General features: G+C 53.1%; 19 protein-coding genes and 1 tRNA gene. 5 read left to right on the top strand and 15 right to left on the bottom strand.

The window, feature by feature from the left end; all coding sequences use genetic code 11:
- Positions 1-883: 883 nt before the first annotated feature.
- The 4 genes from BEI65_RS13040 to BEI65_RS13055 all read right to left on the bottom strand — a co-directional run bounded on the left by BEI65_RS13040 (position 884) and on the right by BEI65_RS13055 (position 4361).
- Entirely contained in the window at positions 884-1906 is a 1023-nt protein-coding gene (locus BEI65_RS13040) for a glycosyltransferase family 9 protein (protein WP_099063706.1), read from the bottom strand.
- 282 nt (positions 1907-2188) lie between these two features.
- A tRNA-Pro gene (locus BEI65_RS13045) sits at positions 2189-2265 on the bottom strand.
- 77 nt (positions 2266-2342) lie between these two features.
- Positions 2343-4124: an LPS biosynthesis-modulating metalloenzyme YejM gene (gene yejM, locus BEI65_RS13050; RefSeq protein ID WP_099063707.1), complete on the bottom strand. Its 1782-nt coding sequence runs from the start codon at positions 4122-4124 to the stop codon at positions 2343-2345.
- Positions 4125-4133: 9 nt separating this feature from the next.
- Complete coding sequence (locus tag BEI65_RS13055) at positions 4134-4361, bottom strand: YejL family protein (protein ID WP_006317912.1); 228 nt, start codon at positions 4359-4361, stop codon at positions 4134-4136.
- 304 nt (positions 4362-4665) lie between these two features.
- Between BEI65_RS13055 and yejK the strand changes: the two genes are divergently transcribed.
- On the top strand, positions 4666-5676 hold the full coding sequence (gene yejK, locus BEI65_RS13060; RefSeq protein ID WP_099063708.1) for a nucleoid-associated protein YejK: 1011 nt from the start codon (positions 4666-4668) through the stop codon (positions 5674-5676).
- Between the two features lie 84 nt (positions 5677-5760).
- On the opposite strand, the gene rplY is transcribed toward yejK, so the two are convergent.
- Positions 5761-6045 carry a 50S ribosomal protein L25 gene (gene rplY / locus BEI65_RS13065; RefSeq protein ID WP_085117681.1) on the bottom strand — a complete coding sequence of 95 codons (285 nt, stop codon included), beginning with the start codon at positions 6043-6045 and terminating at the stop codon, positions 5761-5763.
- Positions 6046-6251: 206 nt separating this feature from the next.
- On the bottom strand, positions 6252-8009 hold the full coding sequence (locus BEI65_RS13070; protein ID WP_099063709.1) for a DEAD/DEAH box helicase: 1758 nt from the start codon (positions 8007-8009) through the stop codon (positions 6252-6254).
- A gap of 309 nt (positions 8010-8318) precedes the next feature.
- Here BEI65_RS13070 and rsuA point away from each other — a divergent pair, with 309 nt between their 5' ends.
- From rsuA to BEI65_RS13085, 3 genes are all read left to right on the top strand, one after another.
- Entirely contained in the window at positions 8319-9032 is a 714-nt protein-coding gene (rsuA, locus tag BEI65_RS13075; protein WP_099063710.1) for a 16S rRNA pseudouridine(516) synthase RsuA, read from the top strand.
- 39 nt (positions 9033-9071) lie between these two features.
- Positions 9072-10280: a Bcr/CflA family multidrug efflux MFS transporter gene (locus BEI65_RS13080; RefSeq protein ID WP_099063711.1), complete on the top strand. Its 1209-nt coding sequence runs from the start codon at positions 9072-9074 to the stop codon at positions 10278-10280.
- Positions 10281-10885: 605 nt separating this feature from the next.
- On the top strand, positions 10886-11230 hold the full coding sequence (locus BEI65_RS13085) for a YejG family protein (RefSeq protein WP_085117672.1): 345 nt from the start codon (positions 10886-10888) through the stop codon (positions 11228-11230).
- Between the two features lie 9 nt (positions 11231-11239).
- On the opposite strand, the gene yejF is transcribed toward BEI65_RS13085, so the two are convergent.
- The 8 genes from yejF to BEI65_RS13130 form a co-directional block, all read right to left on the bottom strand.
- Positions 11240-12832, bottom strand: a complete 1593-nt coding sequence (yejF, locus tag BEI65_RS13090; RefSeq protein ID WP_099063712.1) for a microcin C ABC transporter ATP-binding protein YejF — start codon at positions 12830-12832, stop codon at positions 11240-11242.
- Position 12833: 1 nt separating this feature from the next.
- On the bottom strand, positions 12834-13859 hold the full coding sequence (locus BEI65_RS13095) for an ABC transporter permease (protein ID WP_099063713.1): 1026 nt from the start codon (positions 13857-13859) through the stop codon (positions 12834-12836).
- Complete coding sequence (locus BEI65_RS13100; protein ID WP_099063714.1) at positions 13856-14950, bottom strand: microcin C ABC transporter permease YejB; 1095 nt, start codon at positions 14948-14950, stop codon at positions 13856-13858. Before BEI65_RS13100 ends, BEI65_RS13095 begins: the two co-directional genes overlap by 4 nt.
- Before the next feature lie 10 nt (positions 14951-14960).
- The gene (locus BEI65_RS13105; RefSeq protein WP_099063776.1) at positions 14961-16769 is read right to left on the bottom strand and encodes an extracellular solute-binding protein; all 1809 of its coding nucleotides are present in this window, start codon (positions 16767-16769) and stop codon (positions 14961-14963) included.
- An 89-nt stretch (positions 16770-16858) separates the two neighbouring features.
- Entirely contained in the window at positions 16859-18445 is a 1587-nt protein-coding gene (locus tag BEI65_RS13110; protein ID WP_099063715.1) for a cyclic di-GMP phosphodiesterase, read from the bottom strand.
- Positions 18446-18792: 347 nt separating this feature from the next.
- Positions 18793-19368 (bottom strand): bifunctional murein DD-endopeptidase/murein LD-carboxypeptidase, encoded by a 576-nt coding sequence (gene mepS / locus BEI65_RS13115; RefSeq protein WP_012145960.1) that lies wholly within the window; start codon positions 19366-19368, stop codon positions 18793-18795.
- 408 nt (positions 19369-19776) lie between these two features.
- Positions 19777-20487 carry a phosphatase PAP2 family protein gene (locus BEI65_RS13125; protein ID WP_099063717.1) on the bottom strand — a complete coding sequence of 237 codons (711 nt, stop codon included), beginning with the start codon at positions 20485-20487 and terminating at the stop codon, positions 19777-19779.
- Between the two features lie 51 nt (positions 20488-20538).
- Positions 20539-21513 (bottom strand): GTP-binding protein, encoded by a 975-nt coding sequence (locus BEI65_RS13130; RefSeq protein WP_099063718.1) that lies wholly within the window; start codon positions 21511-21513, stop codon positions 20539-20541.
- 317 nt (positions 21514-21830) lie between these two features.
- Here BEI65_RS13130 and BEI65_RS13135 point away from each other — a divergent pair, with 317 nt between their 5' ends.
- Positions 21831-22139 (top strand): type 1 fimbrial protein, encoded by a 309-nt coding sequence (locus tag BEI65_RS13135; protein ID WP_099063719.1) that lies wholly within the window; start codon positions 21831-21833, stop codon positions 22137-22139.
- 194 nt (positions 22140-22333) lie between these two features.
- On the opposite strand, the gene BEI65_RS13140 is transcribed toward BEI65_RS13135, so the two are convergent.
- Positions 22334-23815 (bottom strand): mannitol dehydrogenase family protein, encoded by a 1482-nt coding sequence (locus tag BEI65_RS13140; protein ID WP_099063720.1) that lies wholly within the window; start codon positions 23813-23815, stop codon positions 22334-22336.
- Between the last annotated feature and the right edge of the window lie 231 nt (positions 23816-24046).

Below are 24046 nucleotides of genomic sequence, written 5' to 3' on the forward strand. Positions count from 1 at the left end.
GGAAATATAGGGGCCAAACCAATAGGCGATGCGGTTCTAGTGTTAATTAATGAAGAGCGCGCCACGGAAAAGGCCGATATCATTGATGTGTTAAAAATGGCGATCACCAGGGATGGCAGGGATGTCAGTCTGGATGAGGCACGAATATTGGCCGTCGAATGGCTGGAGCGATAAGCGCCAAAAGCCGTTGTTACTTGACCTGTTGGATATAGAAAAACCTGCCGAAAAGCAGGTTTTCTAAGTTTGTTGGTATGAGCTGACTCTGCAAACCTTTCGCAAGTCTAAATGTGAAGAGGAGCAGAGGTTTTCACGAAAACTGACAGTTTGTTGAAAGACAGTTAGCCATGAATGAGATATAACCGGATAGCAAAAAGATAAGGAGCTTTGGATGCGAAGGGTGTTATTTCTTTTGGTTATTTTGACCCTGTCAGGGTGTTCGGGCTCTTTGGGCTCCATATTGGGCGTGATCCCGCAGAGTTCCGACGTTTGCCCTCAGGGGAAAAACTCGATCACGGGTGAATGCCGAGTTTAAGAGATAAAAAAACCAACCGCAACGGGTTGGTTTTAATGGCGTTTATTTTAAGTATGATAGGGTTTGAACCTCCCATTCCCCACGTCGCTGTGTGTCATTTGGCTCTGTGGATCGATCCCCTGATTGTCGAGTAGGTGCGCTGTTAACTCGTGGACTTCGTGAAACGTTGGGTGTTCTTCTATGGTCAGATTTCCACGGCACCCCAGTTTATCCCTAAGATCTGAGAATGAATGGCTCGGATAAGTCTGGCACCTCCTGGGTGAGGGGGCGATTTCGTTGAGCGTTCGACACTCCTTTTTGGGGGGCGCTGTACTACATAGGGACTGGCGACATTGCCATAAATCATACCTTTTATACAGGTAGGTTTTTACTAGTAAGTACTTCAGCTCTTAATGAAATAAAAGCATCTAACACTTCAGGTACTGTCAGGTTAGAGACGTCCTCGTTTGGCGCTTCGAGTACGCGCGCCGGCACCTTCCACGGACTCCAGAAGAAGGCATCACTATTGCCGAATAGGGCAACAACTGGGCGTTCGACACCAGCAGCTACGTGTAGTGCACCACCATCGCTTGTTATAATTTGATCACAAAGTGACATTCCCGCCATAAGATCACGAACACTTTTCGTTTCAAACGGGAGTAATGGAAAGTCTTTACATTGCCTTACTATATATTTAGCTTTGTCATCGTCGCCAGGATGCGTGGGATTATCACTTGCACCTGGAGACCAAAATAATATAATTTTACACGGCTCTCTCTCTGATAAACTATGCGCAAGTGCAATAAATTTTTCAGCAGGCCAGCGCTGCTTTTCCTTTCTTGAGCTTATCTGTAAGCCATAAATGGGTACTCCAGTTCCTTCACCCAATTTAGCTTCTGCCTTTATAATTTCAGATTTTTTCAAGTAGAGTTCAAGTTTGCCTGGAGCCTCATCATACCCTAGTGGTTTGGCTAATTGACTTAGCTCTTCAACTATATGTCTATGTCCATGCGTATATGGCACCTTATCGGTGACAGCATTGGGAGCATCTTCGCCTATTGCAATAATGCGTTTTGCACGAGATAGCCTGGCCCATTGCAAAGGGCGCTTATCCCAGTTACCGGCCACAATGGCAACATCGTAGCGCTCGCGCCAAATATTAAAAGAAGTCTTTACGCGCAGTAATATTGCGAAAACTTTAGCTTTAAGTGATTTTTCATGGTGTAGTTTCGTATAAAGATAAATTTTATTGAGATGCGGATTTTCGTCTATCACCTGACTGTTATACGTATTTACTAAAATATCAATTTTATGGTCTCTGCCTAGCAGAGCAATAAGGGGTGTCGTAAGAATTAAGTCACCAATGTTTTCACGTCTAATAATTAGTATTTTCATCACATCCCTATATATTTAATACTACGGCATATTGATTGTATGTTTTTTAAAAGGCGGATGCTAACTATTTCATATTAAGCTAATCAAGTTATCCTTACATAGGTTATGTAATCCATGACCCTTGGTGTCTCTATAGGCTACGAGGATAAACTGCAAAAAAAGGTTCAGATGGACGTTGCTACGGGGCAGGTTTTAATCGGGCATTTCACCATTATTTTACCATGGTAAAACTGCAGGTATAAAAAAACCAACCTCAATGGGTTGGTTTTTATGGGTATTTTTTGGTCGGCATGAGAGGATTTGAACCTCCGACCCCCGACACCCCATGACGGTGCGCTACCAAGCTGCGCTACATGCCGATGCTATAGAAAATTATACTACCCTTTCCCAATCTCAAATCAAGAGTACGCCAACTGACTGATTGTATTTTAAGCAATTAGTTGGCGATAAAACGTTTCACATCGGTCAACACCTGCAGCAGCAGAGCGAGCTGTGGCTTCTCGTCTTTGATCTCTTTGTCGTTCTTGTCATACGCACGGTAGTTACCGCTGCTGTCCAGCACCAGGGTTTGCGTTGGCGTGGTGATCACCAACAGACTGTTATCACCGGTAGCGACCCAGTTGTTTCTGCGCTGGGCGGTAAACAGGTCTTCACCCTGTGAATAGTCATTAGGGCTGGTTTTCACGTGCAGCAAACGCTGCATCAGCGTGCGCATCACGTCGTTATGACCGGTCAGTTTATTGATGGTCTGCGCCGGGGTTCCCGGCCAATGGATAACCAACGGCACCTGCAACTGTTGCTGGTTAAAACTGGTACCTGCGCCCCAGTAGCCTTTGCCGGAGTCATTAAATTCCACACCGTGTTCAGCGGTAATCACCACCACGGTTTTATCCAGAACACCACGCTCTTTCAGCGTGCTAAGCACCTGAGCAATTTGCGCATCCACATCCTGCGCACCTGCGCGGTAGCGCTGAATAAAGTCGGCCGGGGCCAGCGTTTTCCCATTGGCAGCCGATTCAGCGCCACGGAAATTAATATAAGAGAACCATGGGCGGTTACTGTTTTGGTCGGCCAGCCAACGTTGCCATTGTTGCGTGGTCGCCGTGTCATTTTGCTGTATTGGCGCCGGCAGCGTGAAGTCGGTCAACAGCGCCTGGCGATAAAGGCTGGCGTTAAAGCCGTCTGACGAGAACAAACCAAACTGATAGCCTTGGGCGCTGAGTGCACTGACCAGAGCAGAAGGTTTGCGCGCGGCAAGAATGCTGTCCAGATAGGTCGGTGAAATACCGTAGAACAGGCCAAACAAGCCGGTATCTGCATGATTGCCGGAACTGTAGTGATCGCTGAAACGGACATTTTCCTGCGCGAAGCGGGTCAGGGCAGGCATATCCTGTTTCATATCCTGCTCACGTACGCCGTCCACCACGATCATCAGCAGGTTATAGCCACTACCTTTGTCGCTGTAGCTCAGATCGTTCAGCGGATATTCCACCGCAACGGCTTCCGGATTCCCTTGCTGCACCAGTCGGCGTTCATATTCCTGCGAATCAAGCAGGCCATGTTTCTCAAGGAATTTACGCGCGGTCATTGGGTATGACAGCGGCAGGTTGGCCCGTTGCATGGTGATCGGGCGGTAGAAATTGGCGTCGGCCCAGATATAAATCAGGTGCGAGGCGAAAAAGGCGCTGATAAACAGCGCGGCCAGCGGTTTACCGAACCTTTGACGGTTCAGACTGCGCAGCTTTTGCCAGCTCCAGGTGCCAAACAGCATCTCCACCAGGAAGATAACCGGCACGCAGATAAACATCAGCTGCCAGTCGCGCGCCAGCTCACTTTGATCCGGGTTGACCACCAGTTCCCACACCACCGGATTGAGGTGAAGGTGGAAGTGGGTGAACACTTCGCTGTCTACCAGCAACAGTGTCAGTCCCGCAGTGGCCAGCGCGGCAGAAATAAATCGCAGCAGCCGCTGCGACATCACCACAAAGGTGAGCGGGAAGATCACCAGCAGATAGCCGGCGAAAACGATAAAGCTGAAATGCCCCAGTAAGCTGACCAGGGCATAAACCCGGCCCAACAAGGAAGAGGGCCAGTCGGTGACAAACAGGTAGCGGCTGCCCAGCCCGAGGGCAAGCAGGATATTGAATAAGGCGAACCAGTGCCCCCAGCTAATCATCTGGGAGACTTTTTCACGATAACGCTGACGGTTTGTCACCATAATTAATTATTAATGCGCTTTATCTTCACGAATAGAAGCTTGCAGAGCTTCTGCAAACGATCTTGCCAATGTTTTCCGCTGCGCGGGAGCAACACTGGTGTTGATCAGATTAGTTACCATGTTACCCAGCACCATCAGAGAGAGATCGGTGGGAGTATGGTGTTTTTCCAGAACATTAACCAGCTCAGAGAGCAGCTGTTCAACGTGTTCGTCACTGTAACGGGATGATTGTGGCATAAAAATTGCGCTCAACGCCTGACAAAGTCCCATATCTTACCGTATAGGACAGTGATTTTCCGCTCTTTTATCTATTCCCTTTGTCTTTCAAACCCTAGCGTCGCGGGTTGTGCGAGCCGCCCCCGTCTCTGGCTCGGGTTGGCTACCGGCCCGCTGCCTGAATTCCATGGGATATTCCAGCTATTTATGGCCTGTATGGGTGCCGGAAATTTATCGATGGCTGGTGATGTGATCGCTGCTTAAAAGTTGCAGCACGGTAGCCTTCAGTGTTTGAATACGCGCCTAAAGAACAGGAGGATTTACCATGAGTCTGGATATCGACCAGATCGCTCTGCACCAGTTGGTCAAACGCGACGAACAAACGCTGGACGTGGTGCTGCGCGATTCTCTGCTGCCAACCAATGCGGCGGTGGAAGAGATGATGGAAGAGCTGCATCGTGTCTACAGTGCCAAGAGCAAGGCTTACGGCCTGTTCAATGAAGGCAGTGAACTGGCGGACGCGTTGCGTACCTGCCGCAAGGAAGATAAGGACTTTTTGGCCTTCAGCCGTGCGGCGACCGGTCGCCTGCGTGATGAGTTGGCCAAGTATCCGTTTGCCGAAGGTGGTGTGGTGCTGTTTGGCCAATACCGTTACCTGGCGGTGGAGTATTTACTGATTGCGGTTCTGAACAGCCGCAACAGTTCGCGCGTTAACGAAGAACTGGATATCAATACCACTCATTATCTGGACATCAACCACGCCGATATCGTGGCGCGCATCGATCTGACCGAGTGGGAAACCAATCCGGAGTCGACCCGTTACCTGACCTTCCTGAAAGGGCGAGTGGGTCGCAAGGTGTCCGATTTCTTCATGGACTTCCTGGCGGCGGCCGAAGGGCTGGACACCAAGGCGCAGAACCGGGGCTTGCTGCAGGCGGTTGACGATTATTGTGCCGATGCACAGCTGGACAAAAATGAGCGTCAGTCGGTACGTCAGCAGGTTTACAGCTACTGCAATGAACAGCTGCAGGCTGGCGAAGAGATTGAGCTGCAGGAATTGTCGAAAGAGATTGCATCGGTGGGCGAGAAAGATTTTCTGCAGTTCTCCAGCGAGCAGGGTTATCAACTGGAAGACAGCTTCCCGGCCGATCGCGGTACGCTGCGTCAGTTGACCAAGTTTGCCGGTAGCGGTGGCGGTATCAGCATGAACTTTGACGCCATGCTGTTGGGGGAGCGAATTTTCTGGGATGCGGCTACCGATACGCTAACCATCAGAGGCACGCCACCGAACCTGCGCGATCAGCTACAACGCCGCCAGAATAGCGGTAATAAGTAATTTCGCCGGATCGCAGACAATAAAAAACGCCGCAATTGCGGCGTTTTCTACTTCGGCGTCCCGAAAGGTTCGATTTCGTTGCGATTAAACGCGACGGAAGTCGATGTGAGCCAGTTTCGGCTTGAACGGGTGACGCTGTACAGCCTGAACTTTCACTTTGGTTTCTTTACCGTCGATAACCAGAGTTACTGCTTCGCTGTAGAATTCTGGTTTGATTTCCATGTTCTTAACAGAATCATGGTCCAGTTCGATGGAAACTGGAGCTTCTTCGCCACCGTAAACGATAGCTGGGAATTTGTTGGCAATACGCAGGCGGCGGCTCGCACCCTTACCCTGGTCTTTACGTACTTCTACATTAATAGTGAACATTGTTTTTTCTCTAAAAAGAAAATTTACCCTGCTACAGGCGACCCAGTAGCAAGTTCGATTTACCCGTTGTCTTCCAGGCCACAGCTTGAAATTCGCAGGGTATAACCTGCTTTAGCACCGGGCGAACCCAGGCAAAGCGGGCGGCAGTTTAACGGAAAGCCGTCCGCAGGGCAATGGAAACCTGCCCGATTTGCAGGCTGACAGGATCAATACAGCTTATTGGCTCGGCGGAAGCGGCCTTGATAATCGAACACTTTTTCCCGTACCTGCCAGAATTGTCCGCGCTTGCGTGCCACCACAAAATCCGGATGGCGCAGCAGCGTTTGCTGGGCCAACACGTCGGCGGCGGTTTGCCAGGCAAACGGCACCCCGGGTGCACGCTGATGTGGGCGCAGGAACAGCATTTCGAAGGCTTTGCGCTGCGCCGGCGTTTGCAGTCGAAAACGTTCGCTGGTGCTGGTGCCGTCTTCGTCGAAATAGGTGGCTTTCAGCCACTCGCCTTTATCATCGCGGCCAGTTTGCAGCTCCATACCGCCACAACGCAGTACCAGAGCGTCTTTCAGTTTCAGTGCGGCCTTCAGCATATCGTCAGGGTCGACCAGCACTTCCTGACATTGGTGGCAGCGACGGGCGGCAATATCATTTTCCGCGCCGCAGTGCGGGCAAATTTTGAAGCGGAAACGGTAGTCGCATTGCTCGCGATGGCCTTCATCGTCCTCCAGCCAGCCCTGACAACGGCGACCGTAGTGTTCGATGATATCGCCGCTCTCGGTGCACTTGCCCCAGAACAAATTGGCGAAGCCGCAGCCGGGGCAGAACACCTGTACCGGCTGGCTGTCGCTGTGTGGCTTGCTGACCCCGACCTCGGGCGTAAACAGGTCGTGCGGGTTACCGGCGTAGTCGAGGATCAGACAATCCTCTTTGCCGGGGGCCAGCCGCAGCCCACGGCCGACGATTTGCTGATACAGGCTGACGGATTCGGTTGGCCGCAGAATGGCGATCAGATCGACATGCGGCGCATCAAAACCGGTGGTCAGCACCGCCACGTTGACCAGGTAACGCAATTGCTGTTGTTTGAATGCCTCAATCAGCGCATCGCGCTCGGCTGCGGGCGTTTCGGCGCTGACCAGCGCGGCTTCACCGGAAGGCAGCAGGCCGTGGATCTCACGCGCATGTTCAACGGTGGAGGCGAAAATCATCACCCCCTTACGCGTTTCGGCATATTCGACGATTTGGCTGATGATATGCGGTGTAATACGATTTTGCTGTTTCAGCTCACGGTTCAGGTCCACTTCACTGAACAGGCCGTTGCGTCTGGCCTCCAGTCGGCTGAAATCATACTGCACTATTGGCATATCCAGCCGTTCCGGTGGTACCAGATAACCGTTTTTGATCATATAGCGCAATGGCAGTTCATAAATGCAGTCGCGAAACAGGCTATTGGCATCACCGCGGGTAAAGCCGTGATAGTGATACTGATAAATCCAGCCTTTGCCCAGCCGATAGGGCGTGGCGGTCAGGCCCAGCAGCCGCAGCTGTGGATTGGTTTTTTGCAGATGCTGAATAATCTGTTGGTACTGGCTGTCGTCATCGTCGCTGATGCGGTGGCATTCGTCGATAATCAACAGGGAAAAAGCCCCGTCAAACAGCGGCAGATTGCGTGCTACGGACTGCACGCTACCGAACACCACCTTGCCTGCGCTGTCTTTTTGCTGCAGTCCAGCGGCAAAGATATCGGCTTCCAGCCCGTAGGCGCGGTATTTGGCGTGGTTCTGCGCCACCAGTTCTTTCACATGGGCCAGCACCAATACCCGGCCGCGTGCACGTTTCGCCAGTTCGGCGATCACCAGGCTTTTTCCAGCTCCGGTCGGCAGTACGATCAGCGCCGGTTGCGGGTGCTGACGGAAATGTTTGATGGTGGCTTCGACCGCTTCCAGTTGGTAAGGGCGTAGAGTAAAGGCCATAAATTAACGCCGTGGGTTGAGAGGGGCCGTCGGGAACAGGTTTTGTAACCTCTGATCCCACCAAAACAGTGACATTTTACTCCCATGACGGCTAAAAAATTTCTATTATTATGCCTTCTGAGCACTCGCGGTGCGAGAAGCATGGAAATTACCTCTGTCAGGGGGCCGTTTCCATCGCTATACTCGTGTGACAGTAATCGCTGTATCCCCCTCTTCGAACCTGCTCTGTTGCACCTGGTGCAACGGCGGGTGTCATATTTTAGCAATACGATCAATGCGATCATAACAACGACAGGCAAAGCAGATTCAATGCGACTGGACAAGTTTTTATCTCAGCAGTTAGGTGTTAGCCGTGCGCTGGTAGCGCGCGAACTTCGGGCAAAACGCGTCACCGTGGACGGTGAAGTGGTGAAGAGCGGGGCACTGAAACTGACTCCGGAGCAGGAGGTGGCGTTCGACGGCAACCCGCTGCAGCGCCAAAATGGCCCGCGCTATTTTATGCTCAACAAACCGCAGGGTTACGTTTGCTCCACGGACGATCCCGATCATCCGACGGTGCTGTATTTCCTCGATGAGCCGGTGGCCTACAAGCTGCACGCTGCCGGTCGCCTGGATATCGATACTACCGGTCTGGTGTTGATGACCGACGACGGCCAATGGTCGCACCGTATCACCTCACCGAAACATCACTGTGAGAAAACCTATCTGGTGACGCTGGAGCATCCGCTGGCGGAAGATACCGCACAGCAATTTGCCGAAGGCGTGCAGTTGCATAACGAAAAAGATCTGACCCGGCCTGCGCAACTGGAACAAATTGAAGACAAGCTGGTGCGTCTGACCATCAGTGAAGGGCGTTATCACCAGGTGAAACGCATGTTTGCAGCGGTCGGCAACCGGGTTCTCGAGCTGCATCGTGAACGTATCGGCGCCATCGTGATGGATGAGGATCTGGCAGAGGGCGAATACCGTCCGCTGACCGAAGAAGAAATCGCCAGCGTCGGTGCTCCGCACCTGCAAGATTAATTCAATACTAGATTACGGCTGATGAAGGAGTCGTCGAACGTGTTACAGAACCGGTCATCTCACCTCGGTTTGATTTTTATTCTGGGTCTGCTGTCCATGCTGATGCCGCTGGCTATCGACATGTACCTGCCCAGTATGCCGGTGATTGCCAAACAGTTCGGCGTCGGGGCGGGCAGCGTACAGATGACGCTCAGCGCCTATATGCTCGGCTTTGCCCTGGGGCAGTTGTTCTACGGGCCAATGTCGGACAGTATTGGCCGCAAGCCGGTGATCCTGTGGGGAACGCTGATCTTCGCGATTGCCGGTGGTGCCTGCGCCATGGCGCAGTCGATCGATCAACTGATCAACCTGCGTTTCCTGCATGGGTTGTCGGCGGCGGCGGCCAGCGTAGTGATTAATGCCCTGATGCGCGATATGTTCACCAAGGACGAGTTCTCGCGCATGATGTCGTTTGTCATCCTGGTGATGACCATTGCACCGTTACTGGCGCCGATGATCGGTGGCGCGCTGTTGTTGTGGTTCAGTTGGCATGCGATTTTCTGGACCATGGGGGCCGCGGCGCTGATCGGTTCGTTGCTGGTGGCGTTCTTTATTAAAGAGACGCTGCCCAAAGAGCGGCGGCAAAAATTCCATCTGCGTACCACGCTGGGTAACTTCGCCTCATTGTTCCGCCATAAGCGCGTGCTGAGCTACATGCTGGCCAGCGCCTTCTCCTTTGCCGGTATGTTCTCGTTCCTCAGTGCCGGCCCGTTCGTGTATATCGAACTGAATCATGTTTCACCGCAGCACTTTGGCTACTATTTTGCGCTGAATATTGTCTTCCTGTTCCTGACGACGCTGGTCAACAGCCGCAATGTCCGGCGGCTGGGCGCGATCAAGATGTTCCGTTTGGGGCTGTTTGTTCAGTTGGCCATGGGGCTGTGGTTGCTGGCGGTGAGCGCTATTGGCCTGGGGTTCTGGGCATTGGTGATTGGCGTGGCGGTGTATCTGGGCTGTATTGCCATGATTTCATCTAACGCCATGGCGGTGATCCTGGACGATTTTCCGCATATGGCGGGCACGGCGTCTTCACTGGCCGGTACCTTGCGTTTCAGTATCGGTGCATTGGTGGGGGCGATACTGGCAATGGCACCCGGCAAGAGTGCCTGGCCGATGGTCTCCTCGATGGCGCTGTGCAGCATCGTTGCGGTGCTGTTCTATCTGTATGCCAGCCGGCCGCGGCATAAAGCGTCGCCTGATACCCCGTAGTTTCTCCTTTCTGACTCAGGCTCAATCTGGTGTTGGGCCTGAGTGAAATCAGCCTTCTGTCACTCCCTTCTGAAATTCAGGCGCAATAAAAAATTCGTTGCTAAATATAAGCGCGCTAAGCGATGGTTTGTCGTGCTGCCTGTGTGCTTTTTGTTAAAAAAAATGCTCTGCCTGCGCCGGGCTGCAACCGGTCTTTCCCCGATAGGTTTGACCTGGAAACGTTGCGCAATTTAACTTAGTGATAATGATAATCAATGAGTTAACGCGTTATCACTGGCTGTTGAACAACCTTAAATGTTTCCTCAATGTAAAATTATGCGGAGCAATAAGTAACCGTATTGCAAGAAAAAAGAGTTGAGATCGCGGCGGGAAAGGGTTACATATAACGAAAAAATGCGAGCTGAGTCGCAAAATGCCGTGAAATGACCCCCAATGGGAGTCACTAAAACAGCAGGACATCGGCAAGCGCAGGGAACTAGTTAACCGCTTGTGACATATTTTACATTTAAATAACATTCATGAGCGGCAGAGTCAGGCGTCAACGGCTATAACTTAGTTACCCTGTCAGGTAAAAAGTGTTTCATTTTTCAAACTAGGGATTTCATGTGGAAAGTATCCAACTTTCGGTAGTTCATCGCTTGCCGCAAAGTTATCGTTGGCTATCAGGTTTTACCGGCGTCAAGGTTGAACCGATTCCGCTCAGCGGAATAGACGAAGATAACAACCTGATGGGGCTGAAACTGCTCAGCCATGAGGGTGCGGACGCCTGGCAGGTGATGCAGCAGCTTAAGCTGTCTTTGCAGGAGATTCAGGTCGACTGCGCCATTGTAGAGTGGGAAGGGGAACCTTGCCTGTTTGTGCATCGCGGCGATGAAAGCGCCACCATGTGCCGGTTAAAAAACGTAGGTGCCGCCATTGCCGAGCAGATGAGTGCTCAATACCCTTTCTAGCTCCCGTCGCTAATCCGCCAGCTGTAACAGCTGCTGCGTATAAGCGGCGGTCGGTGAGTTAAAGATCGTCTGGCAGTCGCCTTGCTCCACCACTTCCCCCTGTCGTAACACAATCACCTGATGGCACAGTGAACGCACCACCTGTAGGTCGTGGCTGATAAACAGATAGGCCAGCCGGTGGCGTTGTTGCAGCGATTTCAGCAACGTCAGGATTTGCGCCTGTACTGATTTATCCAGCGATGAGGTCGGCTCATCGAGGATCAACAACTGCGGTTGTAAAATCAGCGCCCGTGCGATGGCGATGCGTTGGCGTTGGCCGCCGGAAAACTCGGTGGGGTAACGGTAGCGCAGGGCGGGATCCAATCCTACCTCCTGCAATGTTTCAATCACCCGCTGCTCTCGTTGTGCGGCGCTCAGTTTCTGGTGCACTTCCAGCCCTTCGGCGATGATTTGCAGCACATTCAGCCGTGGATTCAGCGCGGAGAAAGGATCCTGGAACACAATCTGCATCTGGCTGCGGTACGGCAACATTTGCTTCATGCTGAACTGGTGCAACGGCTGGCCTTTAAACCACATTGAGCCGTTGGCATTAAGCAAACGCAGTAACGCCAACCCGGTGGTGCTCTTACCCGATCCTGACTCGCCCACCAGCCCGACGCTTTCCCCGGCCTTCAGTTCAAAGCTCAAATCTTTCAGCGCATAATGTTGGTCCACCGTGCGGCGCAGTAAACCACGCCTGATCGGGAAACTGACCTGGAGGTTTTCCACTTTCAGTAACGGGGTGGCATCCGCCGGCAGCGGCAGCGGGTCACCCAGGTTCTCTGCCGCCAGTAATTGTTGGGTATAGGGGTGTTGTGGCTGGCTAAACAGGCGGGTTCGGTTGTTTTGCTCAACGCATTGACCCTGGCGCATGACCGCCACGTTGTCCGCCAGACGGCGCACAATATTCAGGTTATGGGTGATAAACAGCAGTCCCATGCCCATTTCTTGCTTCAACTCTTTCAGCAACAACAGAATTTGCGCCTGAATGGTCACATCGAGCGCAGTGGTGGGCTCATCGGCAATCAGCAGCTTAGGCTGGGTTAACACCGCCATGGCGATCATCACCCGCTGGCGCTCGCCGCCGGAAAGTTGATGCGGGTAGTCTTTCAGGCGGCCTTTGGCGTTACGGATACCAACCCGATCCAGACATTGAATTATCTCACCGCGTGCAACATCGCGCCGCATACCGCGATGCAGCACCAACACTTCCGCCAGCTGTTTCTCAATGCTGTGCAATGGATTGAGCGACACCATCGGCTCCTGGAAAATCATCGAAATCTGGTTGCCGCGCACCTTGCGTAGTTCGGCCTCCGGGGCGTGCAGCAACGAATGGCCGTTGAACTGGATATCACCGCCGGTATAGACCACCGGTGGCGAAGGCAGCAGGCGCAGCACCGACAGCGCGGTGACGCTTTTGCCCGAGCCGGACTCCCCGACCAGTGCCAGCGTTTCTGCCTTTTCTATCTGTAGCGAAATGCCGTTGACCACCTGATTCAGTTGGTCACCCTGGCGGAAAGCGACGCCGAGATCCTGAATTGAAAGCAAAGGAGTGCTAGCCATATCAATGCGCCTTGCTGGGGTCAAAAGCGTCGCGTACCGCTTCGCCAATAAAAATGAGTAAAGACAGCAACACGGCCAACACCAGGAACGCGGTGATGCCGAGCCACGGCGCCTGCAGGTTGTTTTTACCCTGCAGCAACAGCTCCCCGAGCGACGGAGAACCGATCGGCAGGCCAAAGCCCAGGAAGTCGAGTGAGGTCAGGGTGGTGATGGAGCCGCACAGGATAAACGGCAAAAAGGTCAGCATCGCCACCATCGCATTGGGCAGCATATGCCGGTACATAATGACCCGGTCCTGCACCCCCATGGCGCGCGCGGCGCGGATGTAGTCATAGTTACGGGTGCGCAGAAACTCGGCGCGTACCACGCCCACCAGGCTCATCCAGCCAAACAAAATGGTGATACCAAGCAGCCACCAGAAATTGGGTTGTACGATGCTCGACAGCATAATAATCAAAAACAGCGTCGGCATGCCTGACCACACTTCAATCAAGCGCTGGCCCCACAGATCCACGCGGCCGCCGTAGTAACCTTGTATCGCACCGACACAGACGCCAATCACGCTGGAAAACAGCGTCAATGCCAGCCCGAACAGCATCGAAATACGAAAGCCATACAGCACGCGGGCCAGTACGTCGCTGCCGTTACCGTCGGTACCTAACAGATTTTTGCGCGAAGGGGCTGAGGGGAAGGGCACCTCGGTGGCGAAGTTGATGGTGTCGTAACTGAAGCGAATCGGTGGCCAAACTGCCCAGCCGTGGCTATCGATCTGTTTTTTGACGAACGGATCCTGGAAGTCGGTGACGGTATTGAGCTCACCGCCGAAGGTGGTTTCGCTGTAGTCGATAATGAACGGCAGGTACAAGCGACCCTCGTAGCGCACCAGCAGCGGCCTGTCATTGGCGATCAGATTGGCTCCCAGGCTGAGGATAAACAGCACCAGAAAAATCCACAGCGACCAATAGCCACGGCGGTTGCTGCGAAAGCGAGCCCAGCGTGCCTGATTGATCGGGCTTAAGCGGCTCATTGGCGGGCCTCGAAATCAATGCGAGGATCGACCAGGGTATAGGTGATATCGCTGAGGATATTCAACAGCAGGCCAATCAGGGTGAAGATATACAGCGTGCCGAACATCACCGGGTAATCGCGCTGGAGGGTCGCGTCATAGCCCAGCAGCCCCAGACCGTTAAGCGAGAACATCACTTCGATCAGCAATGAGCCGGTGAAAAACATGCTGACAAAGGTCGCCGGGAAACCGGCGATCACCAACAGCATGGCGTTGCGGAACACGTGGCGGTAAAGGATCTTGCTCTCGTCCAGCCCTTTGGCGCGCGCGGTGACCACGTATTGTTTGCGGATCTCATCAAGGAATGAGTTTTTGGTCAGCATGGTCAGGGTAGCGAAGCCGCCAATCACCGTTGCCAACACCGGCAGCGTGATATGCCACAGGTAATCGGTGATCTTGCCATACCACGGCAGGGTATCGAAATTGCTGGAAACCAGACCGCGCAGCGGGAACCAGTCAAGGTAGCTGCCACCGGCGAACAGCACGATCATCAGAATAGCGAACAGGAAGGCCGGGATGGCATAGCCGATGATAATCAGGGTGCTGCTCCAGGTATCGAAGGCGCTGCCGTTATGCACCGCTTTGCGGATCCCCAGCGGGATCGACACCAGATAGATAATCAGCGTGCTCCACAGCCCCAGGGTGATCGACACCGGCAGGCTATGGCCAACCAACTGCATTACGGATGCACCACGAAACAGGCTGTCACCGAAGTCGAGGCGCATGTAATTCCACAGCATGGTGAAATAGCGTTCGTGCAGCGGTTTGTCGAAGCCATAGCGTTTGGTGATCTCAGCGATCACTTCCGGATCCAGCCCGCGTGAGCCGCGGTATTGGCCATCCGTCGCACTGCCGACACCGATATGCGCATGTCCCAAACCTTCACCGGCACCGCCGCCACCAAAGCCGCTGCTCTGGCCCATTTCGATAGTGGCAATCGCCTGATCGACCGGGCCGCCGGGGGCGATCTGCACGATAAAAAAGTTAATGGTGATGATCGCCCACAGGGTGGGAATGATCAGCAACAGCCTGCGAATCAAATAAGCCGTCATCGCTGACCCCTTACTGTTGTTGAGCCGGCAAACGCGCCGCCTTGTTGACGTCAAACCACCAGTTATCGAAACCAATCACGTAGGCCGGGCGGATCGACGGCGTGGAGAATTTGTCCCAGTAGGCATAGCGGTCGTGGTTGGAATACCACATTGGCAGCATATACCGGTTCCAGGTCAATACCCGATCCAGCGCGCGGCCCAGCGGCAGCAAGGCTTTCTCGTCGCCCTGATGCGCGGCGATCTGTCTGACCAGGCTATCGACTGCAGGATCGCTGACGCCCGATCGGTTATAGCTGGAATTAATGTATTCGGAATCCCAGAGTATTTTCAGATCGGGGCTAGGGAATGGCACCGCCATATAAACCGTCGGCATCATATCGAAATCACCGTCGCGCATGCGCTTGGTGAATTGGGATATGTCGATTTCACGGATCTGCATATCGATGCCCAGTCGTTTCAGGTTGTGCTGGAATGGCAATACGTACTGGAAATTGCTGCCACTCAGCAACAATAATTCAAAGCTAAACGGCTGACCGGTTTTGCTGTTGACCAACTGTTGGTTTTTCACTTCCCAGCCGGCCTGTTTCAGCAACTGAGTGGCTTTTAACAGATTTTGGCGATCGTTGCCGCTGCCATCAGAGGAAGGGGGTTGATAGATACTGGTAAACACCTCTGCCGGCACCTTGCCCTTCAGCGGTCCCAGTAGCGCCAGTTCGGCCGCATCCGGATAGCCGCTGGCGGCATACTGAGTATTCTGGAAGTAGCTGTTGGTGCGCTGATAGGCGTTGTAATACAGCGCCTTATTCATCCAGTCGAAGTCAAAGGCCAGCGTGAGCGCTTCCCGCACCCGAGGGTCGGCGAACAGAGGGCGTCTCATATTGAAGGCCATCCAGCGGGTGTTCTGCGCCGACTGGTTGGTTTCGTCCTGCTTGATGATGTAATTGCGGGCGAAATTGCCGCCCTGATACTGGGTCGCCCAACTTTTTGGCGAACCTTCGATGCGGAAGTCATAGGCACCGGCCTTGAAGGCCTCCAGCGCAACTTTGTCATCCAGATAATAGTCGTAGCGGATACTGTCGAAGTTAAAGCGGCCGCGGTTGACCGGCAGATTGGCGGCCCAGTAATCGCGAACGCGCTGATAGGTAATGTATTGACCGAGCCGGTAACTGGCGACCTTATAAGGACCGCTGCTGAGTGGCGGGGTGTTCAGCGGCTCGCTCAGTTTGTGATCTTTCCAGAAGCTCTGCGGCAAAATAGGCAGGCCGAACAACCCCAACAACTTATCTTTATCCGGCTGCGGGAATTCAATACGCACCGTCAGACGTGAGATAGCCTTGACCGTAACGCCTTTATACAGCACGCGAAACTGCGGTACGCCTTCGGTCATAAATTTGTTAAAGGTGAAGGCGACATCGGCAGCGGTGATCGGTGAGCCATCGTGGAAGCGGGCGCGGGCGTTAATATCCAGCTCCACCCAGCGCATATCGGCCGGGAAGCGAGCAGATTCGGCAATCAGTGGGTAGTAGCTGCCGATCTCATCGTCTGAGGTGGTAAACAGGGTGTCATACAGCGCGTCGGTTCGCTCGCCGGGTACGCCACGTTGCGCATAGCGGTTAAAGTTATCATAGGTGCCAATCGCCGCCAGTCGTACGTCACCGCCTTTCGGTGCCGCCGGGTTGACGTAGTCATAATGGCTGAAGTCGGAGGCATATTTCGGCTCACCGAGCTGGGCGAAAGCATAGCTTTCATTGAGGGTTTCGGCCTGCAGGCCAAAACTCAGTGCTGAGAGCACCAGGGCAGCAAAAACGCGCACGGACATCTTGACGGTAAGCTCCTGCTGTAAAGTCGATGAAATCTGGGGCAGCATAACATTTTCTGCCGTGCCTAAGGGTAAAGAAGTTAAAAAATTCAGTCCTTTAGCACATGATGGTCCATGACCGTATGGGCGTTACAGAAGGCCACGAAGTTATCGATGCTCAGCGGCTTGCTAAAGTAATACCCCTGCATAAAGTTAACGTCCTGTTCCTTCAGGAAGTGCAGCTGTTCGGCGGTTTCCACCCCTTCGGCCACGGTTTGCATTTTCAGTTTCTTGGCCAGGGAAATCACCGCGTCCAGCACCGGGGCAGTGACCGTATCCCGACCGATGGAGTTGACGAAGCCGCGGTCTATTTTCAGATAGTCCATGCTAAAGCGTTCCAGATAAATCAACGCACTGTGGCCGGTGCCAAAATCATCGATGGCGATTTCAATGCCTTGTTGATGCAGCCAGTCGAACTCGGTCAACGCGTTGCCTTCCTCCACCATGCCACGCTCGGTAATTTCAAACACCAGTGTGAAGTAGTCCCCCGGCAATTGCGCCAGCAGTTCGTACACGTCGTGGTGGAAAGAGGGGGCATTGAGGTGGGAAGGGGAGATGTTCAGGCCGAGCTTGGCCCCCTGCGGCAATGCCGTCGCCAGCTTGGGCGCGTCTTCGGCAATCAGGCGGAACAGGTGTCGTGTCAGCGGTACAATCAGCCCTTCGTTCTCGGCATAGGGAATGAAAAGGTCCGGCGGAATACGTCCTTCGATGGGGTGCTGCCAGCGGATCAGTGCTTCCAGCCCGCCGATGGTGCCGGAACGGGTATGAAACACCGGCTGATATTCGATAAAGAACTCGTTGCGTTTGATTCCGCGCATCATTGCCCGCTCCGGGCTTTGGCGCAGCAACAGCATGTAGTAGCACAGCACGCCGATCATCAAAGACAGTACCAGGCTGCCCAGCAGCGTCAGGCGAATGTCGTTGGGCGTCAGTTTTTGGTTATAAAACAGAATGGTCATCGGCGTGCCGGCGATGGAGATGCGATCGGCCTTTTCGTCCGGCAACTGGTTCAGCGGCATCAGGTTTGGACTGAAACTGGTCAGGGCGCGATCGCCCAGAATAATGGCAACGCCATGGGACCGAACGGTGCTGGTGCCGAACATCTGTTGGGGCATCAGGCCAATATCCAGGGTGGCCAGTATGCCGGTGTCTTCCTTACCTGGCTGACGCAACCAAACGGCAACCGCCGGTTTTCCAGGGACCAGTGGGGTACCCTGCTGCAGTTTGAGATCCAGCCGTTGCTGTTGGTCAATTTCCGGGTAGATGTTTTTTAACGCCAGCATCATGTTACCGGTAGCGGAAGAGCAATAGGCAAAGCCGTTTTTCACTAACATAAAGGTGCGCACACCGGAATGGAAGGCTGCCTGGTAGGTAAGTTCTGGCTGGCTGGTTGCGCAGGGGCGTTCGGTTAACGGCATCAATTGGTGCATGACTGCCGTGAGGCTGTTAAAGGTCTCGAGGGTGAGTTTCTGCGTCCGTTGTTCTAGCGCACGTTGATATTCTGTGCGCTGGTGGCTAATCAAAGAAAGCGTAATAGCCATAAACAGGATAAAAAATACCAGGGCCACGATACTGCTTTTAGCCAGGCTGCGTCGTCTGTGCGAGACGTGGCGTGCAAATGCCCTTTTCAAGCCCATAAACCTGCCCCCTGAGCACGGCGTATCAATTTGTTTTTGTTATAGAGTGACTGTCTAATATATCGCAATGACGGTGTTGCAGCCATTATTCATCGTTTATCCCACGGTGATAATAGTTTAAACCCTGCATTATCGCTGTTATTCCCATTTGACGATAATAGGTGAGTTTTTCATCGTTGGCGTCGTTTCCCAGCAATAATCTCGCGAAATATAAACGGGGATGTCGAAAACATCGCAAATAGATAATGGGGGGGCTTAGTGGGAGAAACTCCGCGCAAAAAAAAACGCTGCTCGTAGGCAGCGTTCTATCGCTCGTTTGGTCTTCAGGACAATCAGGTTTTGCTCCGTCAGCTGCTGGTAAGCACCCGGCGGGCTTCGCGATAACGTTTATTCCAATAGTTATCGCTCAGTTTCGAAATCATCACGCCGCTGCTGGTAGAGGCATGAACGAATTGATCGTTACCTAAATAGATGCCGACATGGCGTCCGGTAGAGCCGGCGCGGAACAGCACCAGATCGCCAGGACGCAGTTTGGTGCGCAAGATTTTCTTGCCCATGTCTTCCTGTTCATAGGTAGAACGAGGTAAGTCCATGCCAAACTGTTCACGGAAAGTACGCTGTACAAACGCTGAGCAATCAATGCCGCGCTTGGTTTCACCGCCTAAACGGTAGCGAACGCCTTTCCAGTCTGCATACTGATCCATAATTTTTGACTTAACGTCAACGTTACGGACCATTGCTTCGAATTCATCCTGAGAGGCTTGCAGTAAAAGACCATCTTTGTCATTAACTGCACGCATCTCAGTTTGTGCGTTATTCAAGTTCGAAGTGTGTGTCGTGCTGCACGCGGAGAGCATTACCGCTGCGGCAATTGCAGGTACTACCCGCAAAAAATATCTCAGAAACGGTTGAGATTTGACCATTGTTATTGTTTTCCCTTGAAGTCCTTAACGACGTCAGTCGCTACCTGAAAAATGCCAAACGGAACGAGACTAATCTGCACCTGCTTTATCGACAATCAGATACCGCCGAAAACGTGCTGGAACGCACACTTTTAGTGGATTTGATGCTGAGTCGAGTTAAACCAGGCACAAACGCATCCGAGATTACCGTAACGAATTGGGGATTGCGAGCCTTTTTCCGCCCTTTTATATATGAATTTGTGATGTAACATAATGTAAATCATCATATAAAAAACGCTGATTGTCCGTTGTGTTGATTTTGCGTGAAATTAGGTGACAGAAGCGTTAACGCGGTGATGTGGAAATAAACAGGAAGCGGCGGGGAAATTATCAGGAGGCTGGCGGCCTCCTGCGGGTCATAACGGTGGGTTATGGTTGTGTTGGGCGGTGTTTACCGGGCAGCATACGATTCAGGCGCAGGATCAACACATCGCTGAGCGGGGTCATCAGGCACCAACTGGCGCCCACCAACACCACCGACAGCGAACCGACGGCGATATCCGTAAACCAGTGAGCGCCAATCATTACGCGTGGTAATGAGAACACCACCGTGATCAGCAGCGCGACGGCAAAGGCGCGGCGGTTAAAGTAGCGCAGCATAAAGCAGGAGAAAATCATCAGCATCATGCCGTGGTCGCCAGGGAAGCTGTCGCTGGAGGCATCTTTGGTGGGAATGCCGGTCAGTTCACTGACGCGATTAACATTATCAAAACTCAGCGACGGGCTGGGGTGCTTGACCGGTAACAGATGACCCAGTTGGTTCAACACCACGGCGGTCAGCAGCATAACAACGCCGGTGACCAGCAAACGGCGACGGCCGGCGGCATCCTGTTGCAGATAAAAGCACAGGTACAGCAACCCCATGGCAATCAGCGAAATTACATCAAACGCACGGTTATTGGTAATGGCCACCAAATGCAGAAAAGCGGGGTCGGTCGCCAGATGACGATTAAAAAAGAAGAAAATCGACGAGTCCAGGGTAAACCAATAGCCGTGGTTGGCTGGCAGGAACCAGGACAAAAACAGCGCAATGCCCAGTATATTGAAGAAAATGATGAAGGGTAAATTGCGGCGAGTCATGGCATAACCTGTTGTAAGTCTAAAATGAAAAGGGTGCTAACGGTAAAGATCTCAACTTAAACGAATGTTAAACAGTTTGGATTGCAGCGCGTTCCAGTCCGCATTCTCGTTGTGAATCAGTTCAATTCGGCTGTCCAGTGGTGCGACAGGGCGCGTTTCGATACTGAGATCCTGTCCCTGACGGTTGATCAAAAGGGTGCCTTCAGCAATACGCACTACGCCTTTGGCCCGTTCGACCGGCGCCAGCCGTATCCATTCCATGATACCAACGGTATCGAACACGGTTTCGGCGTCAAAGATCCAGCCGCAGCTGGTAAATCCCTGGCCCTGATTGAGCGCTCTTCGCCAGCGTGAGTTTTCCGGCAGTCGCAATGCAGCCAAGCCCTGCGTTTTACTGTGGCTATGATGATGCTGCGCATCCGGTAATTCTGTGCGATTCGTGCGCGGAAGGTCGAGCAGGGCGACATCCGCCTGACCCTGTTGGATGTGATAAAGCGGTCGCTGCCGGGGATCCTGTTCCGCCCACTGCTGCAGGGCCAGCAGATCTTGTGGCTGATAAGTGTCGCTCTTGCTGGCCAGAATAATGTCGGCGGCCGCCAGCTGATCGCGGAAGTTTTCGTTTTCGCGGTAACGCGGTTCGCTGAGCTGGCGCGCGTCCAATAGGCACAGGGTCGCTTGCAAGTCGATCCAACCGGCATAGCTGTCCTGCGTCAGCAACGACAGGATCTGTTTGGGATGCCCAAGGCCGGTGGGTTCGATCAACAGTCGGTCGGGTTTACTCTGTTGCAGCAGCATATTCAGCCCGACCTGCATTGGCAGCCCGTTGACACAGCACATGCAACCGCCAGGGATCTCTTTGAGTACCGCGCCGCTGTCTGCCAGCAGTGCACCGTCGATGCCAATTTCACCGAACTCATTCACCAGCACCGCCCAGCGTTCATGCTCCGGCTTGTTAGCCAGCAAATGACGGATGGTGGTGGTTTTACCGCTGCCAAGGAAACCGGTGATCAGGTTAGTTTTAGTCATGGATTATTCCTGATGTAATAGTAGTGATTGATTAATAAATAAGCGGTGCAACTCTGTCTGAGCGAATGAGGTTACTTTACCAGCGCCAGATCACAAATTTGGCAGGTTAAGATGCGATATTTAACCGGCTAAATCCACGATAAATTGTCGGAAAATTCTTAGGTAAAACCATGAATTAGCCATGGATACCGTTTGTTATTAGCTTGTTTTTTCTTTGTTAATTGCCCGATTACCCCGCAAATAATTCCTCTGACCTTGCGATTATTCTTAAGAAGATCCTCTATGGTTAAATTGGCTTAACAAAAAATGAGGTTGCCATGAATGTCTTCCGGTTATTTTTGATCGCAGGAATGTTGTTTTCATGGACGGCAGCAAGTCATGCAGGAACCACTGGCGGGGTTATTCGTTTTGTCGGTTCTATTGTGGAAAGTCCCTGCACGGTGAACATCGCCGATTCAACGGCCAAGACACAATGTTACCGCAATGGGCAGCACTATCAAGGCCAACAGACACTGTCTAAATTTGATGCTACACGCAAAGAACTTCCACTGAATTTAGGGTCGACCGAGATGAAGTGGGTGGATCAGCAGAAAAACCTTGCAGTTATGACGGTAGTTTATCGTTAAGTCGTTCGGCCATGACGGACAGTTTATCCGGCATGGCCATTTCCCCGTCGCCTTTCAAGTTACAGCGTTGTTACCTGCACTCGCTCACCCCAGTTACTTACTCAAGTAAGCGCCTGGGGATGAGCGAGCTTGACGCCTAGCTGTAATTTGAAATTCATAGGGGATATATTTTATCTTTTACGTCATTGCCAGCGCTACGCCAGTTGAGTCGACACCCAGTTTTGTACCGTTTGTCGCGCTCCACGATCGCGCAGTGACAGATAGGCGCGGGTAACCGCCGCTACAAACTCCTCATTAACCGCCAGCTGCTCACCAAAGACCGCCTTCAACCCCAGCAGGGCTTTTACTCGCTGTTCATCGTCCGGCGTTGCGGCCACCGTCTGCTGCAGCGTTGCCAGCAGCGGATCGCGAATATCGATAGCTTGTCCGGCGTCATCCACGCCGCCGACATAGCGCATCCAGGCTGCCACGCCCAGTGCCAGACCGGCGTAGCTGCCGCCATGTTGCAGATGCCAACGGACCGAGTCCAGCATGCGCTGCGGTAATTTCTGCGTCCCGTCCATGGCGATTTGCCAGGTGCGGTGTTGCAGCGCCGGATTGCTGTAGCGTTCAATCAACTGCGCGGCATAGGCGGCCAGGTCGATGCCGCTGACGCTGAGCGTCGGTGCCTGTTCGGCCAGCATCAGGTGGAGCGCGGCATGGCGATAAGACTCATCGGCCATACAGTCGTTGATATATTGATATCCCCCCAGATAACCGAGGTAGGCCAGGAAAGAATGGCTGCCGTTCAGCATGCGCAACTTCATCTGTTCAAAAGGCAGTACGTCATTCACCAACTGTGCACCAGCCCGTTCCCAGGCCGGACGACCCGCGACAAAATTATCCTCTACCACCCATTGAATAAAGGGTTCGCAGGCGATGGCACATTCATCACGCACACCGCCCAGTGCGACGGCCACTTCATCCAGCGTTTCCGGTGTGGCGGCCGGAACAATGCGGTCGACCATGGTGCTGGGGAAGCTGACCTGCTGGGCTATCCAGTCGGCCAGCGCCCCGTCGCGGGCCTGTGCCAAACCGATGATGGCGTTACGCAGCACATGGCCGTTCTCCGGAATGTTATCGCAAGAGAGCAGGGTAAAGGCGGGCAGACCACGCTCCAGGCGCAGACGCAGTGCTTCGACCAAAATACCGGGTACGGTGGTGGGTTGGCCGGGATTCGCCAGATCGGCGCGGATCCCTTGGTGTTGCAGATCCAGTTTTCCGCTGCCTGGTTCGATGCAGTAGCCTTTTTCGGTGATGGTCATTGAGACGATCGCTACCTGAGGCTCTGCCAGTTTTTCCAGTACCGCATCGATCCCTTCCAGTTTGCGGTGCACGCTTTCATGTACAGCACCGATCACGATCGCCTGATTACCCGCCGCACCTTTCTCCAGCACGCTATAAAGATGGTCTTGCTGACGCAGCGTCTGGAACAGAGGATCGCCACCAAACAGGCTGATCTCACAAATCCCCCAGTCACCTCCCTGGCGGTTCAATACCCGGTCGGTCAGCAAAGCCTGATGGGCGCGGTGAAAAGCGCCAAACCCAATGTGCACCATACGGCTTTGCAGCGCGCTGCGGTCATAGTGGGGTTGCAGGACGGCGTCGGGAAGCGGTGAGTTGGCGATAGTCTTCATGCATGGCTCCTAAGCTGAATGAAAGGTACTGGCCGTTAACTTTCCAAAAGTTATCAGACCAGTTTTGCGAGCAAAAAACGGCACGGCGTTTACCCTTTTTCGCACGGGGTCTCTGCCGCCAGTGTAAGGCCGTATGGGCGCTAATAACATTGCTCAGCTCAAAATAAGCCAGAACCGTGAAGTGGATCAACCAATCAGGGTTTCGCTTTTGACAGTCAGGTGCGAAAGAGT

Source organism: Serratia sp. BW106, assembly GCF_002607755.1.
Taxonomy (GTDB): Bacteria; Pseudomonadota; Gammaproteobacteria; order Enterobacterales; family Enterobacteriaceae; genus Serratia; species Serratia proteamaculans.

Bases quoted from the DNA above. Each gene is read 5' to 3' on its own strand.
- BEI65_RS13100 (WP_099063714.1), bottom strand. From the start codon at position 14,950: ATGACGGCTTATTTGATTCGCAGGCTGTTGCTGATCATTCCCACCCTG.
- mepS (WP_012145960.1), bottom strand. From the start codon at position 19,368: ATGGTCAAATCTCAACCGTTTCTGAGATATTTTTTGCGGGTAGTACCT.
- BEI65_RS13125 (WP_099063717.1), bottom strand. From the start codon at position 20,487: ATGACTCGCCGCAATTTACCCTTCATCATTTTCTTCAATATACTGGGC.
- BEI65_RS13055 (WP_006317912.1), bottom strand. From the start codon at position 4,361: ATGCCACAATCATCCCGTTACAGTGACGAACACGTTGAACAGCTGCTC.
- rsuA (WP_099063710.1), top strand. From the start codon at position 8,319: ATGCGACTGGACAAGTTTTTATCTCAGCAGTTAGGTGTTAGCCGTGCG.
- BEI65_RS13070 (WP_099063709.1), bottom strand. From the start codon at position 8,009: ATGGCCTTTACTCTACGCCCTTACCAACTGGAAGCGGTCGAAGCCACC.
- BEI65_RS13040 (WP_099063706.1), bottom strand. From the start codon at position 1,906: ATGAAAATACTAATTATTAGACGTGAAAACATTGGTGACTTAATTCTT.
- rplY (WP_085117681.1), bottom strand. From the start codon at position 6,045: ATGTTCACTATTAATGTAGAAGTACGTAAAGACCAGGGTAAGGGTGCG.
- BEI65_RS13110 (WP_099063715.1), bottom strand. From the start codon at position 18,445: ATGGGCTTGAAAAGGGCATTTGCACGCCACGTCTCGCACAGACGACGC.
- BEI65_RS13140 (WP_099063720.1), bottom strand. From the start codon at position 23,815: ATGAAGACTATCGCCAACTCACCGCTTCCCGACGCCGTCCTGCAACCC.
- BEI65_RS13130 (WP_099063718.1), bottom strand. From the start codon at position 21,513: ATGACTAAAACTAACCTGATCACCGGTTTCCTTGGCAGCGGTAAAACC.
- yejF (WP_099063712.1), bottom strand. From the start codon at position 12,832: ATGGCTAGCACTCCTTTGCTTTCAATTCAGGATCTCGGCGTCGCTTTC.
- BEI65_RS13095 (WP_099063713.1), bottom strand. From the start codon at position 13,859: ATGAGCCGCTTAAGCCCGATCAATCAGGCACGCTGGGCTCGCTTTCGC.
- BEI65_RS13135 (WP_099063719.1), top strand. From the start codon at position 21,831: ATGAATGTCTTCCGGTTATTTTTGATCGCAGGAATGTTGTTTTCATGG.
- BEI65_RS13105 (WP_099063776.1), bottom strand. From the start codon at position 16,769: ATGTCCGTGCGCGTTTTTGCTGCCCTGGTGCTCTCAGCACTGAGTTTT.
- yejM (WP_099063707.1), bottom strand. From the start codon at position 4,124: ATGGTGACAAACCGTCAGCGTTATCGTGAAAAAGTCTCCCAGATGATT.
- yejK (WP_099063708.1), top strand. From the start codon at position 4,666: ATGAGTCTGGATATCGACCAGATCGCTCTGCACCAGTTGGTCAAACGC.